This is a genomic window from Streptomyces sp. NPDC016851 (assembly GCF_055562795.1).
Window position 1 is genome coordinate 215,818 of record NZ_JBVHEP010000006.1, and the last position, 13,803, is coordinate 229,620.

14 protein-coding genes are annotated in these 13,803 nt (G+C 71.4%); 8 read left to right on the top strand and 6 right to left on the bottom strand.

The window, feature by feature from the left end; all coding sequences use genetic code 11:
- Positions 1-85 precede the first annotated feature (85 nt).
- Positions 86-253: a DUF3117 domain-containing protein gene (locus ACZ3I3_RS12580; RefSeq protein WP_003966491.1), complete on the top strand. Its 168-nt coding sequence runs from the start codon at positions 86-88 to the stop codon at positions 251-253.
- A 118-nt stretch (positions 254-371) separates the two neighbouring features.
- Here the strand turns inward: ACZ3I3_RS12580 and ACZ3I3_RS12585 are convergent, their stop codons facing one another.
- Positions 372-1,070, bottom strand: a complete 699-nt coding sequence (locus tag ACZ3I3_RS12585) for an O-methyltransferase (RefSeq protein WP_280117579.1) — start codon at positions 1,068-1,070, stop codon at positions 372-374.
- Between the two features lie 162 nt (positions 1,071-1,232).
- On the opposite strand from ACZ3I3_RS12585, the gene sigE reads away from it, so the two are divergent.
- The 5 genes from sigE (at position 1,233) to ACZ3I3_RS12610 (ending at position 6,857) form a co-directional block, all read left to right on the top strand.
- Positions 1,233-2,003, top strand: coding sequence for an RNA polymerase sigma factor SigE (gene sigE, locus ACZ3I3_RS12590; RefSeq protein ID WP_356928443.1), 771 nt, complete (start codon positions 1,233-1,235; stop codon positions 2,001-2,003).
- 68 nt (positions 2,004-2,071) lie between these two features.
- On the top strand, positions 2,072-3,049 hold the full coding sequence (locus ACZ3I3_RS12595; RefSeq protein ID WP_467364551.1) for an anti-sigma factor family protein: 978 nt from the start codon (positions 2,072-2,074) through the stop codon (positions 3,047-3,049).
- Positions 3,050-3,181: 132 nt separating this feature from the next.
- On the top strand, positions 3,182-5,317 hold the full coding sequence (locus tag ACZ3I3_RS12600; protein ID WP_467364453.1) for a S1C family serine protease: 2,136 nt from the start codon (positions 3,182-3,184) through the stop codon (positions 5,315-5,317).
- A 193-nt stretch (positions 5,318-5,510) separates the two neighbouring features.
- Positions 5,511-5,951, top strand: a complete 441-nt coding sequence (locus ACZ3I3_RS12605) for a sec-independent translocase (RefSeq protein ID WP_467364454.1) — start codon at positions 5,511-5,513, stop codon at positions 5,949-5,951.
- A 234-nt stretch (positions 5,952-6,185) separates the two neighbouring features.
- On the top strand, positions 6,186-6,857 hold the full coding sequence (locus tag ACZ3I3_RS12610) for a hypothetical protein (protein ID WP_467364455.1): 672 nt from the start codon (positions 6,186-6,188) through the stop codon (positions 6,855-6,857).
- A 176-nt stretch (positions 6,858-7,033) separates the two neighbouring features.
- On the opposite strand, the gene ACZ3I3_RS12615 is transcribed toward ACZ3I3_RS12610, so the two are convergent.
- From ACZ3I3_RS12615 to ACZ3I3_RS12625, 3 genes are read right to left on the bottom strand one after another with little or no spacing between them, the layout of a single operon-like run.
- Positions 7,034-8,167: an Mrp/NBP35 family ATP-binding protein gene (locus ACZ3I3_RS12615; protein ID WP_467364456.1), complete on the bottom strand. Its 1,134-nt coding sequence runs from the start codon at positions 8,165-8,167 to the stop codon at positions 7,034-7,036.
- Positions 8,168-8,210: 43 nt separating this feature from the next.
- The gene (locus ACZ3I3_RS12620) at positions 8,211-8,810 is read right to left on the bottom strand and encodes a DUF1003 domain-containing protein (RefSeq protein ID WP_467364457.1); all 600 of its coding nucleotides are present in this window, start codon (positions 8,808-8,810) and stop codon (positions 8,211-8,213) included.
- A complete protein-coding gene (locus ACZ3I3_RS12625; protein WP_467364458.1) occupies positions 8,800-10,086 on the bottom strand; it encodes a magnesium transporter MgtE N-terminal domain-containing protein in 1,287 nt (428 codons plus the stop codon). Before ACZ3I3_RS12625 ends, ACZ3I3_RS12620 begins: the two co-directional genes overlap by 11 nt.
- Before the next feature lie 237 nt (positions 10,087-10,323).
- Between ACZ3I3_RS12625 and ACZ3I3_RS12630 the strand changes: the two genes are divergently transcribed.
- Positions 10,324-11,082: a hypothetical protein gene (locus ACZ3I3_RS12630; protein WP_467364459.1), complete on the top strand. Its 759-nt coding sequence runs from the start codon at positions 10,324-10,326 to the stop codon at positions 11,080-11,082.
- A gap of 13 nt (positions 11,083-11,095) precedes the next feature.
- On the opposite strand, the gene ACZ3I3_RS12635 is transcribed toward ACZ3I3_RS12630, so the two are convergent.
- Together ACZ3I3_RS12635 and ACZ3I3_RS12640 are read right to left on the bottom strand one after the other, a co-directional pair.
- Complete coding sequence (locus ACZ3I3_RS12635; protein ID WP_467364460.1) at positions 11,096-11,608, bottom strand: hypothetical protein; 513 nt, start codon at positions 11,606-11,608, stop codon at positions 11,096-11,098.
- 23 nt (positions 11,609-11,631) lie between these two features.
- On the bottom strand, positions 11,632-12,747 hold the full coding sequence (locus ACZ3I3_RS12640; protein WP_467364461.1) for a magnesium and cobalt transport protein CorA: 1,116 nt from the start codon (positions 12,745-12,747) through the stop codon (positions 11,632-11,634).
- 460 nt (positions 12,748-13,207) lie between these two features.
- On the opposite strand from ACZ3I3_RS12640, the gene ACZ3I3_RS12645 reads away from it, so the two are divergent.
- Entirely contained in the window at positions 13,208-13,792 is a 585-nt protein-coding gene (locus ACZ3I3_RS12645) for a suppressor of fused domain protein (RefSeq protein WP_467364462.1), read from the top strand.
- Positions 13,793-13,803 lie beyond the last annotated feature (11 nt).

Sequence of the window (13,803 nt, forward strand, 5' to 3'; positions counted from 1 at the left end):
GTCCTGCCTCAAGGACCGCACTGTGCCCTTCTTCAGGGGTCCGTCGGCCTTGACGATGAGCTGGGTTTCAGGAAGGGGAACGAGCATGGCGGCCATGAAGCCGCGGACGGGTGACGGCCCGCTCGAGGTGACCAAGGAGGGGCGGGGCATCGTCATGCGCGTTCCGCTCGAAGGCGGCGGTCGGCTCGTCGTCGAGCTGACCCCGGACGAGGCCGACGCCCTGGGCGACGCCCTCAAGAAGGTCGTCGGCTGACGCGCAAGCGACCATACCCTTTCAGCTGCCCCGGCATCACATGAGGTGCCGGGGTGGCTGTTTTCTCACCGATGTCTCTCGCCTGCCCCGGGTTCGGCCCGGCTAACGTGCTGCCCGGCTACCGTTTCACTGCGCACAGCAGCCCGTCGCCCACCGGCAGCAGGGACGGCACCAGCTCCTGGCTCTCGCGCACCGCGCGCAGCAGTTCCCGCAGCCGCAGCACCTCGGTGGGCTGCGGACCGGAGTCCACCGTCCGGCCGTTCGCGAAGGCGCCCTCGAAGACGACGAGCCCGCCGGTGCGCAGCAGCCGCAACGATTCAGCGAGGTAGTCCATGACCTCCAGGCGATCGCCGTCGCAGAAGACGAGGTCGTAGCCGGCGTCCGCGAGGCGGGGCAGCACGTCCAGGGCGCGGCCCGGGATGAAACGGGCCCGGTTGCTGGCGAAGCCGGAGGCGCGGAAGGCCTGGCGGGCGAACTGCTGGTGCTCCGGCTCGGGATCCACTGTGGTCAGAACACCGTCCGGGCGCATACCGTGCAGGAGGTGGATCCCGGAGACGCCGCAGCCGGTCCCGATCTCCGCGACGGCCTTGGCGTCGACGGAGGCGGCCAGCAACCGCAGCGCGGCGCCCGTGCCGGGCGACACCGAGCGCAGACCCGCCTCACGGGCCCGGTCGCGGGCCCAGCGCAGCGCGTCGTCCTCGGCGACATAGGCGTCGGCGAACGCCCAGCTCGTCTGCCGGTTGCCGGTAATGACCCTCTCCTGTCCCCGTGAATGCCTGGGCGTGACTGTATCCGTTGGGCCCGGGAACCCGCAGATGGGACCGGTCGTTTAAAGGGGGAAGCGAGTGGCGCGGGCGGTGACGGGGGGCAGGCAGTGGATCGAGGCGCCGAGCAAGTGGCGACGCAGCAGTACGAGGCGTATCAGCCCAGATCAAATTCTCGTAAAACCGCTTATCCGGTCCTAACGGGCGAGGTGGCTATGGTAGGGGCTCCACTGGACACCACCAGAGCTGACAGGGGAGGTGCGGCCGCGCCTGTGGATAGGGGAGGAGTGCTCCGGCGCTTCTTCACATCGGCGGGCAGGCCGACATCCGTGAACGACACTGCTGACCACAGCCACGCCGCTGACTTCGCCCAGACCGCGACCTTCACCACCGACGCGGACGGGCAGGCGTGGACTCCGCCCACGTGGGAGGAGATCGTCAGCACGCACAGCGGCCGGGTCTACCGGCTCGCCTACCGACTGACCGGCAACCAGCACGATGCCGAGGACCTCACGCAGGAGGTCTTCGTCCGTGTCTTCCGTTCCCTGTCGACGTACACGCCGGGCACCTTCGAGGGCTGGCTGCACCGCATCACGACGAACCTGTTCCTGGACATGGTCCGCCGCAAGCAGCGCATCCGTTTCGACGCCCTCGGCGAGGACGCGGCCGAGCGGCTGCCCAGCAAGGAGCCCTCGCCCCAGCAGGTCTTCAACGACGCGCACTTCGACGCGGACGTCCAGCAGGCCCTCGACACCCTCGCCCCCGAGTTCCGCGCCGCGGTCGTCCTGTGCGACATCGAAGGACTGTCGTACGAGGAGATCGCCGCGACCCTCGGCGTCAAGCTCGGCACGGTCCGGTCGCGGATCCACCGGGGCCGCTCGCAGCTGCGCAAGGCCCTCGCGCACCGCTCTCCGGAAGCGCGCGCCGAGCGCCGCTCCTTCATGCCGCGTGTACCCGCCCTGGGAGGAGGGGGCGCGAGCGCGTGAGCGGATCACGGCCGAAAGCTTCCGAGGGTCACCTCGCAGAGCAGCACCTTGGAGACCGACTCTCCGCCCTGGTCGACGGAGAGCTCGGTCATGACGCGCGCGAGCGCGTACTGGCGCATGTGGCCACCTGCCCGAAATGCAAGGCGGAGGTGGACGCCCAGCGCCGGCTGAAGAACGTCTTCGCGGAGGCGGCCCCGCCGCCCCCTTCCGAGAGTTTCCTGGCCCGCCTGCAGGGTCTACCCGCGGGCGGCGGCCCGGACGGTGATGCCATGCCGCCGGGCGGGGCAGCGCTGCCCGGCGGACTGTCCGGACGGTTCGGATCGTCCGGAGCCTTCGGAGCGAAGCGCGGCGACCGGTTCGAGTTCGGATACGTCCCGGCCCGGCAGCACGCCCCCGTGCTCCCGCCCTCCGCCGGGAACCAGAGCCTCCGCCCGGGCGGGCGAGGCCTGCCGTCGGACGACCGCGCCCTTCCGGCGGGCAGCCGTGGCTTCCGTATCCACGACGTCGGGCGGCAGGAGCCCGACAGATCCTCCTCGCGGCTGCGGTTCGCCTTCGCGGCCGCCGGAGCCGTGTCCCTGGCCGCGATCGCACTGGGCGGCGTCACGGCCGGCGCACCGACGGACACGGAGGCCCGCGGCGGCGCCGGCGCGGGAAGCAACGTGACCCCGATGCGCACGCAGGGCACGGGCGCCGCGACACAGCCCGAGACCCAGCGACGCCGCGGTACGGGGCCGCTGCTCGGGCAGTTGCACGGCCAGAGTGTGCTCGGCCGCACCCCGGCCGCCCCGACCGAGGTGTCCGCACCGCTGCTGCCGGGTGTGCCGCACTCCGCCGCCGGGCAGCACGCCGTACACGCCCTGGCCGCCCCGGTCATGGCGGGTGCCGCCGTCGTGTCCCCGCTGATACGTCCGCTCGAGGCGGCCCCGCCGGCCGCCCTGACCTCATGGTCGACGGTCCCCGACATCGCGGCGCCCCTGTTCGCCGTGCCCCTCCCGGACACGACCTCGTCCCCCTCTTCTCCCGCCTCCTCCCGTACGGCCCGCTGACCGGCCGCTGCGCGGCGGCGAGCGAACCTGATTGAATCCGGGGGTGGCGCCCGCGGCCGAGGCGTGGCCGTGGCGCCGATTCGACGAACTGCGGCTACCGCCGTCGAGCCGTGCCGCGGCTGTGGGGAGAGCATGAACGAGGGGAAGCCCACGAAGGCCAAGTGGTGGAGCCGTCCTCGGCCGCAGGGTCTTTCGGGGGAGCCGGAGAGTACGGGGCAGGCGCCGGCGGACCCGGCCGACACCGACGGTGACTTCGAGCTGGCGCGGCCTGCCGCGCGGCAGGACGAGGCCGACGGCGACTACGAGCTGAGGCGCCCCGAACAGCCACCGGCCGACAGCGTGCCCGCCGTGCCTGCCGGGGGCGCCGAGGAGGGCGTTCCCGCCACGTCCGCCGTACCGGCCCAGGGAGGACCGGCCGGGAGCGCTGTGGAGGCCGGTGAGGCCGTCTCCGCCGTGCCGACCCCGGGCAGGCCCGCCGGGAGTGTGGCGGAGGCCGTGAGTGCTCCCTCCGCCAGGCCGACCGTGGGCGGATCCGCCGGGAGCGTGGCGGAGGCCGGGAGCGCTCCCTCCGCCGGGCCAGCCCCGGGCGGATCTGCCGAGGGCGTGGTGGAGACGGGGAGCGCGGTGGAGACCCGGAGTGCTGTGGAGGACGGGGACGTCCCCTCCGGCGTGCCGGCCCCCGGCGGGCCCGCCGGGGGCTCTGCGGAGACCCTGGGCACTGTGGAGGTCGCGGATGCCGTTTCCGCCGGGCCGGTCGATGGCCGGCCCAAGCCCCTGCACGATCCTGACCCGTACAGCACGCCGCCCTACGGGGAGCCCGGACCCTGGGCGCCCGCGCCGCCCGTGCAGCATCCGGCGGCGACCCCGGCGCGCGGTGTGGTGACGGCGGACCAGCCGGCCGTGCCCGTCCCGCCCGTGGCGCCGCCGCAGGGGACACCGGTGGCGCCTCCCGGCATCCCCGCGCCCGCCGCGCCCCTGCCGCCCCCCAGCGCCCCCGTTCCGGTGCCTCCTGCGGCCGTCTACGCCGACGCCCAGACCCCGGCGCCCGCCGCCGACCCCTGGCAGCGCTACGACCCCTGGGCAGCCCCCGCGGCCCCCGGCGGCCACGGCCCTCTCCAGCAGAACGGGGCCGGAGTGCTCAGCACGGAACAGCGGCGCCGACGGGGCAGGAAGGCGCTGCTGGCCGGTGCCGTGCTGCTCGCGCTCGTGTCCGGAGGCGTCGGCGGCGGCATAGGGACCTATCTGGAGCGCAACGGCGGCATCGGGACCGTCGAACTGCCGCAGGCCGGGAAGGAGCCCGCCGGGCGGGACGCGGACAGTGTGGCCGGGATCGCCGGGCGGGCCCTGCCCAGCGTGGTCACACTGCATGTGAGCGGCTCCGGCGAACAGGGCACGGGCACCGGCTTCGTGCTCGACACCCAAGGGCACATCCTCACCAACAACCACGTCGTGCGGGCCGCGGGGTCCACCGGCGAGATCACGGTGACCTTCAACGGCGGGGAGACCGCCGAGGCCGAACTCGTCGGCCGGGACAGCGGCTACGACCTCGCCGTCGTGAAGGTGAAGGGCGTGCGCGGACTCACCCCGCTGGCCCTCGGCAACTCGGACAACGTGCAGGTCGGCGACCCGGTCGTGGCCATCGGCGCGCCCTTCGACCTGGCCGGCACCGTCACCTCCGGCATCATCAGCGCCAAGCAGCGGCCCATCACGGCGGGCGGCGAGAAGGGCGACGGCAGCGACGTGTCGTACGTCGACGCGCTCCAGACCGACGCCCCCATCAATCCGGGCAACTCCGGCGGGCCCCTGCTCGACGCCAAGGCCCGGGTCATCGGCATCAACTCGGCCATCCGGTCGGCGGACAGCGGCTCCGAGCTGGACGGCGGCCAGGCCGGCTCGATAGGCCTCGGCTTCGCCATACCCATCAACCAGGGCAAGCGCGTCGCCGAGGAACTGATCAACACCGGGAAGGCGACCCACCCGGTCATCGGCATCACCCTCGACATGGACTACACGGGCGACGGCGCCCGCGTCGCCGCCGAGGGCAGTGCGGGCGGACCACCGGTGACCACGGGCGGTCCGGGCGCCAAGGCCGGCATCAAGGCGGGCGACGTCATCACTCAGGTCGACGGCCAGCGCGTCCACTCCGGCGAGGAACTGATCGTCAAGACCCGTGCCCGCCGCCCCGGCGACCGGCTCGAGCTGACCGTGGAGCGCGCCGGCAAGGAGCGGACGGTCTCACTCGTCCTCGGGTCCTCCGGCGGCAGCTGAGTCGTGATGTCCGGCACATACAGGGACGAAGAAGGCAAACATTGCGGAAAGCGCTCCCACCGGCCGCACTCGGAGGTCTCGGGACGGTACCGGTCGGACAGGATCGCCGGGTACCGTGGATCCGGCCCGGACCACGGCAAGACCCCCATGACCACCGAGGGCCGAGGACCGAGGACATCGCTAGGAGCTTCAGGTGTTCAATGACATAGGACCACTCGAGCTGGTGACGCTCATCGTCCTCGCCGTGCTCGTCTTCGGTCCGGACAAGCTCCCGAAGGTCATCCAGGACGTGACGCGCACGATCCGGAAGATCCGTGAGTTCTCGGAGAGCGCCAAGAACGACATCCGGGAGGAGCTGGGCCCGGAGTTCAAGGACTTCGAGTTCGAGGATCTCAACCCCAAGACGTTCATCCGCAAGCAGCTGGACAACGAGGACCTGGGGCTCAAGGAGATCCGCAACGGCTTCGACCTGAAGAAGGAGATGGCCGAGGTCACCGACGCCGTCCACAGCCGGGACTCCGACACGTCCTCCTCGTCGTCCTCCGGCTCGTCCGGCGGCCGTATCGACATGACGAAGCGGCCCGAGACCCCGGACCGGGACGACCGGCCGCCCTTCGACGCGGACGCCACCTGAGCGACACACCGGGGCGTACGCCCCCGGCGTGCGTGACGCGTTTCATACTCCGGTCGGGCTGTGTACGGCCTGAACCAGGCGCCCGTGCGGCCCACGCGCCGGGCGGTTTCCCTGCTGCTCGCAGCGGTGTGGCTATGCTGCCGAGTTGATGGGCGGGCCGTACTGGACCAGCAACGCCGCCCGAAGGGGGGCGGGCCGTTCCGGCCCGACGAGAGCGAGGAGGCGTCCGGGCATATGGAGACGACGAGTCGGGCAGTCGCACAGGCGCCGGCCGCGGAGGGCGGACAACAGGTCCCCTCCGCGCGGCGCACGGTCGACGGCTACCTGCGCGCGCCCTTCCCGTGGTACGGCCTCGACGAGGCGTTCACGGGACCGCGCTGGCTGATGCAGGTCGGTACGGCGGCCGACGGAGCCGTGGAACACGGGTCGATCGGGCACGGAGACGAGCCCACGGTGCGCAACGAGCATGCCGCCGGGGGTGATCAGGAGGCCAAGGAGAAGTTCGCGGTCGTCGTGACCGTGGCGGCGAGTCCCTCACGGCGCAGTGCGGACGGCACGGGGCTGCTGGAGGCGACGTCGGTGTCCTCGGCGGCGTGGCTCGCGGGTGTGGGGCTGCTGTCCTTCACGTGGCCCGGGCAGATGGACCACTCCCTGCGGGACGACTGGCTGGACCAGCAGACGGAGACGGCGTGGGTGCTGGCGGATGACCTGGACGGCGCCGACTGGTCGACGTTGTCGCTGCCGGTGGACGGTGTGCCGACGGCGTTCCACTACCGGGAGTCCGAGTTCGGGTGGGTGCTCGCCGGTTCCACCACGTCCGGGGTTCATGTCGGGGCGTACGGCAGGGGCATGAGTGCGTACGGGCTCGGCTTCGCCGTGGTGAAGGACATCGCCGCTTACGCGTGAGTGCGGGGCGCCGTGAGTTTCGGCGCCCCTTCGCCGTAGGGCTTGTCGTGAGCGGACGGGTGCGGGTCGTACGTGGTTGCTCGCGCCCACGCGGCGGAGTCGCATATCGACACAGCCCCGCGCCCCTGAGGGCGCTGCCCCCAAGGGCGCTTAGATCTAGAAAAGGGCGTTTGGATCTAGAACTTGTTCCTCGGAGTGATCCCCAGGGACAGGCCCGAAAGGCCCCGCTGCCGTCCTCCCAGCTTTCCGGCGATCGCCCGCAGGGCCGAGCCCGCCGCGGAGTCCGGGTCCGTCAGGACCACCGGCTTGCCCTCGTCGCCGCCCTCGCGCAGGCGGACGTCGATGGGGATGTTGCCGAGGACCGGGACGTTCGTGCCGGTCGTGCGGGTCAGGCCGTCGGCGACGACCTGGCCGCCGCCCGTGCCGAAGACGTCGACCATCTCGCCGCAGTGGGGGCAGGGCAGGCCGGACATGTTCTCGACCACGCCGACGATCTTCTGGTGGGTCTGGACGGCGATGGAGCCCGCGCGCTCGGCGACCTCGGCAGCGGCCTGCTGCGGGGTGGTCACGACCAGGATCTCGGCGTTCGGGACCAGCTGGGCGACGGAGATCGCGATGTCGCCCGTGCCGGGCGGCAGGTCGAGCAGGAGGACGTCCAGGTCGCCCCAGTACACGTCGGCGAGGAACTGCTGGAGGGCGCGGTGGAGCATCGGGCCGCGCCAGACGACCGGGGCGTTGCCGGGGGTGAACATGCCGATGGAGATGACCTTCACGCCGTTCGCCGACGGCGGCATGATCATGTTCTCGACCTGGGTCGGACGGCCGTCGGCGCCCAGCATGCGCGGCACGCTGTGGCCGTAGATGTCGGCGTCGACGACACCGACCTTGAGGCCGTCGGCCGCCATCGCAGCCGCCAGGTTCACCGTCACCGAGGACTTGCCCACGCCGCCCTTGCCGGAAGCGACCGCGTAGACGCGGGTCAGGCTGCCCGGCTTGGCGAAGGGCACCTCGCGCTCGGTCTGGCCGCCCCGCAGGGCGGACGCCAGCTCGCGGCGCTGCTCGTCGCTCATCACGTCGAGCGTGACGTCGACGCGGGTGACGCCCTCCACGCCGGAGACCGCCTCGGTCACGCGCTGCGTGATCGTGTCCCGCATCGGGCAGCCCGAGACCGTCAGGTACACGGTGACCGCGACCGCCCCGTCCGCGCCGATCTCCACGGATTTGACCATCCCGAGTTCGGTGATGGGCTTGTGGATCTCGGGGTCGTTCACCGTCGCCAGCGCCTCGCGCACCGCGTCTTCCGTAGCCATAGGGTCGATGGTACGGCGCCGTACCGGTGCGTAGGAAAGCGTCTCACCGGTCGTCTGCGTCACGTCCCGGTGACCGTTCCGCCGGGAATACGACCGAGCCGTGACGGTGGCCGTTGTGGCGCTCCTCCAGTTCCTTGACCGTGTCCTGGAGTTCCGAGCGGATCCAGTCGCGGGTGGCGACCTCGCCGAGGCCGATGCGCAGGGCCGCGATCTCGCGGGTCAGGTACTCGGTGTCCGCGATCGACCGCTCGTTCTGCTTGCGGTCCTGCTCCAGATTGACCCGGTCGCGGTCGTCCTGCCGGTTCTGCGCGAGCAGGATCAGCGGGGCGGCGTAGGAGGCCTGGAGCGACAGCATCAGGGTCAGGAAGATGAACGGGTACTCGTCGAAGCGCAGGTCGCGCGGGGCGAGGCTGTTCCAGGCGACCCACAGGATGATGACGGCCGTCATCCAGACCAGGAACCGTCCGGTGCCGAGGAAGCGCGCGATGCGTTCCGAGAACCGTCCGAAGGCCTCCGGGTCGTACTCGGGCAGGATCCGGCGCTTGGGCACGCCCGGCTGGTCGAGGCGGGCGGCGCGCGGCCGGCCCGCGGCCGTGGAGCCGGACGGCGTGCGCTCGCGCAGGGTCTCGCGCTCAGGAACCATCGGTCGCCACCTCCTCCTCGTCCAGGTGGAACTCCGTCTCCCGCCAGTCCTCCGGGAGCATGTGGTCGAGTACGTCGTCCACGGTCACCGCGCCCAGCAGCGAGCCGGCCTCGTCGACCACGGGCGCCGCGACCATGTCGTACGTGGCGAAGAACCCGGCGATGGCGTGCAGGTCCGCGTCGGGGTCGAGCGGTTGCAGGTCGCTGTCCACGATCGAACTGACCAGGGAGGGCGGTGGCTCGCGCAGCAGGCGCTGGAAATGGACCGTACCGAGGTACTTGCCGGTCGGCGTCTCGTCCGGTGGCCGGCAGACGTAGACCTGGGCGGCCAGGGCGGGGGAGAGGTCGGGGTTGCGGACGCGGGCGAGGGCGTCGGCGACGGTGGCGTCCGGGCGCAGCACGATCGGTTCGGTGGTCATCAGACCGCCCGCCGTGCGGTCCTCGTACGACATCAGGCGCCGCATGTCCGCCGCGTCGCCGGGCTGCATCAGGCTCAGCAGCCGCTCCTGCTCGTCCGTCGGCAGCTCGCCCAGCAGGTCGGCCGCGTCGTCGGGGTCCATGGCCTCCAGGACGTCGGCGGCGCGCTCCTCCTTCAGCTTGCCGAGGATCTCGATCTGGTCGTCCTCCGGGAGCTCCTCCAGCACGTCGGCCAGCCGGTCGTCGTCGAGGGCGGCGGCGACCTCGGCCCGGCGCTTGGGGGAGAGGTGGTGCAGGACGTTGGCCAGGTCGGCGGGGCGCAGCTGCTCGAACGTGGCGAGCAGGTTCTCGGCGCCCTGTCCCTGCTCCTCCAGCGAGAAGCCGGTGACGGCGGTCCACTCGACGGTCAGCGCCTCGCCCTTGGCGCGCCGGAAGGCAGTGCCCTTGCGGCCCTTGCGGACGAAGACCCGGTCGATCTCCCACTCCCTGCGGGCCGGCAACTGATGCACCGACAGATCGAGGACGGTGACCTCCTCGCCGCTCTCGGTGAGCGTGACGCGCCGGTCCAGCAGTTCGCCGAAGACCAGCCGCTCGGTGGGCCGCTGCTCGAAACGCCGGACGTTGAGCACACCGGTGGTGATGACCTGGCCGGACTGGATGGCGGTGACCCGGGTCATCGGCAGGAAGATGCGGCGGCGCGTGGCGAGTTCGACGACGAGGCCCAGCAGCCTCGGCGGTCGCTGTGCCATCCGCAGCATGACGACCAGATCGCGGACACGCCCCACCTGGTCGCCGGCGGGGTCGAAGACGGCGACACCGGAGAGGTGCGATACGAAGATCCGGGGGGCGCCCGCTGCCATGGCCGCGGCTCCTTTTCGTGCGGGGTGTTCCGTGCTGCCTGTCTGTGTGCCTGTCTGTGTGGCTGTCCGTGTGGCTGTCTTTTCCGAATTGCCCGCTCGGGTGGGCTTCAGGCTAGCCCGTCCTGATCGGGGACGCGTCGGCGGGCACACCGGACGGACTGGCTCCGACCTGCCCGCACGTCCCCGGTACCCTGCGGTACGCCGTTCAGGTCTCCCGTCAGAGAGGCAGCCCCACCTGTGACTCCGATTCGCCAGGGCCGCAACCACCGTGCCGCACTCGCGAGCGTGATGTGCGTACTGGCCGTGACCGGAACGGTGCTCACGGGCTGTGCGGAGGAGGATCCGAACGAGGGCACCAACGGGGTCGGCAGACTGCCCGCTGAGAAGATCCAGGCCAAGACCCGTACGGCCGCCGAGTCCGCCGGGGCGGTCCGGGTGCACGGCAGCGTCGTCAGCGGCGGGCGCAGCTACGCGCTCGACATGCGGCTGAAGACCGACGGCGGCGAGGGGTCGGTCACCACGAAGGGGACGACCTTCCGGCTGCTGCGCGTCGGCGAGCAGCTCTTCGTCATGGCCGACGCGGAGTTCTGGAGTCATGGCGCGGGCCAGGGCGGGGACGGCAAGACGGACGCCGCCGCGGCCGCCAAGCTCGGCGGGAAGTTCGTGAAGGTGCCGCAGGGCGACCCTTCGTACAAGAAGTTCAGCGGTTTCACGGACAAGGGAGTCCTCCTCGACGGTCTGCTGACCCTGCACGGCAAGCTCGCGACCGAGGGCCACGACGAGCAGGCGGGCGTCCACACCATCCGCATCTCGGGCGACAAGGGCTCCGGCGGCACCCTGGAGGTGTCCCTGGAGGGCAAGCCGTATCCGCTGCGCCTGGAGCGGGCCGGTGGGGCGGGTACCCTCACGTTCTCCGCATGGGGGCAGGACTTCTCCCTGAGGGAGCCGGAGAAGAACGAGACGGTGGACTACGGCAGGCAGCTGCCGGCCTCTTAGGCCGTGCAGGCCGTCACCTGCGTTTGCGCTTCTTCAGCAGCAGGCGGGGCAGCCCCGCCGGAATCGGCCGGCGGGTGGTCGCCGGGGTCGGCAGCGGCGGCTCGGACAGGGAGTCGTCGGGCAGCGGCGCCCTCGTCCCGGTCGGCTCCAGGCGCAGCACCCGGCACTCGCGGGCCCAGCGCTCGGTCATGGCCTCGCCGTCGGGCGCGTTCAGCCGTTTGCCCTTGAGCTCGGCGACCGCCGCGTCCCAGGCCTCGGAGCCCGGCGCGAGCTGGGTGACCCGGGCCGTCCAGGAGACCAGCCGGCCCCCCTTGTCCTTGCTGCGGACCGTCACCCGGGCCTCGGACCCGTCGGGCAGGCCGGGCAGCGGCTGCTCGCCGGGCCCGTCGCCGACCAGGCACGCGGCACCCTCGTGCCACACGTGCCACAGGGCGCGCGCCGGGCCGTCGGGGCCCTGGACCCAGACGAGGCCGGACTTCTTCGTGGCCTCCTCGACGAGGGCCTGGCCGAGCAGCTCGCTTGTCATGGCCCCCAGCCTATCCACGCTGTTCACAGCCAGCCGTTCCGCTTCAGCGTGCGGTGGATGCCCAGACAGATGACCACCGTGATGCCCATGATCACCGGGTAGCCGTACCGCCAGTGCAGCTCCGGCATGTGGTCGAAGTTCATGCCGTACACCCCGCACACCATCGTCGGCACGGCGATGATCGCGGCCCACGAGGTGATCTTGCGCATGTCCTCGTTCTGCGCCACGGACGCCTGCGCGAGGTTGGCCTGGAGGATGGAGTTGAGCAGCTCGTCGAAGCCGAGGACCTGCTCCTGGACGCGGGCCAGGTGGTCGGCGACGTCCCGGAAGTACTTCTGGATGTCCGGGTCGATCAGCCGCATCGGCCGCTCGCTCAGCAGCTGCATGGGCCGCAGCAGCGGCGACACCGCCCGCTTGAACTCCAGCACCTCGCGCTTGAGTTGGTAGATCCGTCCGGCGTCCGAGCCGCGCGGCGAGCCCTTGCGCCCCGGGGAGAACACCTCGGTCTCGACCTCGTCGATGTCGTCCTGTACGGCGTCGGCGACCGCGATGTAACCGTCGACGACGTGGTCGGCGATGGCGTGCAGCACGGCCGAGGGACCCTTGGACAGCAGCTCGGGGTCGTCCTGGAGCCGGTGCCTGAGGGCCCGCAGGGAGCCCTGACCGCCGTGCCGGACGGTGATGAAGAAGTCCCGTCCGGTGAAGCACATGACCTCGCCGGTCTCGACGACCTCGCTGTTGGCGTCGAACTGGTCGTGCTCCACGTAGTGGATGGTCTTGAAGACCGTGAAGAGGGAGTCGTCGTAGCGCTCCAGCTTGGGCCGCTGGTGGGCCTGGACGGCGTCCTCCACGGCCAGCGGGTGCAGCCCGAACTCACTGGCGATGCCGGAGAATTCGGCCTCGGTCGGCTCGTGCAGGCCGATCCACACGAAGCCGCCGTCGCGGCGTGCCAGGCGCACCGCCTCGTGCGGGGTCAGCGGGGTCTCCGTCTCGATGCGGCGGCCGTCCCGGTAGACGGCGCAGTCGACGACCGCGGAGGACGTCGCGGGGCTGCGGGTGGCGTCGTACGTCCCGCCCTCCTTGCGCAGCGACACACGGGACGGACGGACGACGGCGCGCAGGTCGCGGATCATCGACATGGCGGGCTCCTTCGCGACAGGCAACGAAAGGCGCAGCACCCGACAGGTGGAACTACCCGGAATGAGGACGTTGGGACCGATGATGTTTGGCACGTCCACAAAGCGGGGAGCACCGCACCGTCGCGGTGGCGAGTCTCGTTACTGATTCAGCTACTGAGGCAGATCAGGCAAAGCGAAACGAAGCGCTCTTCCGCGGTGAGGCGAGTGCGAGAGGTGGCGACCAGCCAGAGCCAGAACAGCTACGTCAGCGGCGGGAAGAGCGTGGTGCTACTGCACGGTCGACTTCGGTCCATTGCAGTCCCACCTCCTCCGGCCGGTCCCTCGTAAGGGAGTTCCTTCGGCGTCGGGGCTTGATCGCGACGCTTCTGCGTGCTGCCCCGAACCACCGGGCAAGAGTATCAGTCGCCCGACGTGTCAAGGCGCTTGTTTGCCCGCTACTGACGAGTTCTATGCTCGCCGCATGGCACAAATTCTTCCTCTGGTCGAAGCCCGGTTGCGCAGCGCGCTGGGCGAACCGGACGGGCGCGCGGCGGTCACCTTCCTGGGCACGGACCGCGTCGAGGTGCTCCGCTTCCAGGAGGGAGAGATCGTCCGCTACGCCACGCTCGGCATGTCCGCGCACCCCATGACCGAGCCCACGGCGGTGGTCGCCGACCCGGTCAAGGGCCCGCGCGCCGAGCTGGTCCTCTCCGTGCGCGCCGGACTGGCCGACACCGACAAGGTGCTCCGCCCGCTCGCCGTACTCGCCGCGTCTCCGCAGGTGGAGGGCCTGGTCGTGGCTCCGGGAGCCTCGCTCGACGTCGGCGAACCGCTGTGGCCCGGCGCTCCCTTCACCTCGGTCCTGGTCGCCGAGCCGGGCGGCCTGGTCGAGGACCTGGAGCTCGACGAGCCCCTCGACCCCGTGCGGTTCCTGCCGCTGCTGCCGATGACCCCGAACGAGGCCGCCTGGAAGCGCGTGCACGGCGCGCAGGCGCTCCAGGAGAGGTGGCTGAACCAGGGGACGGACCTCCGGGATCCGTCCCGGAAGTCCGTCCCACTGGAGTGAGCAAGCTCACC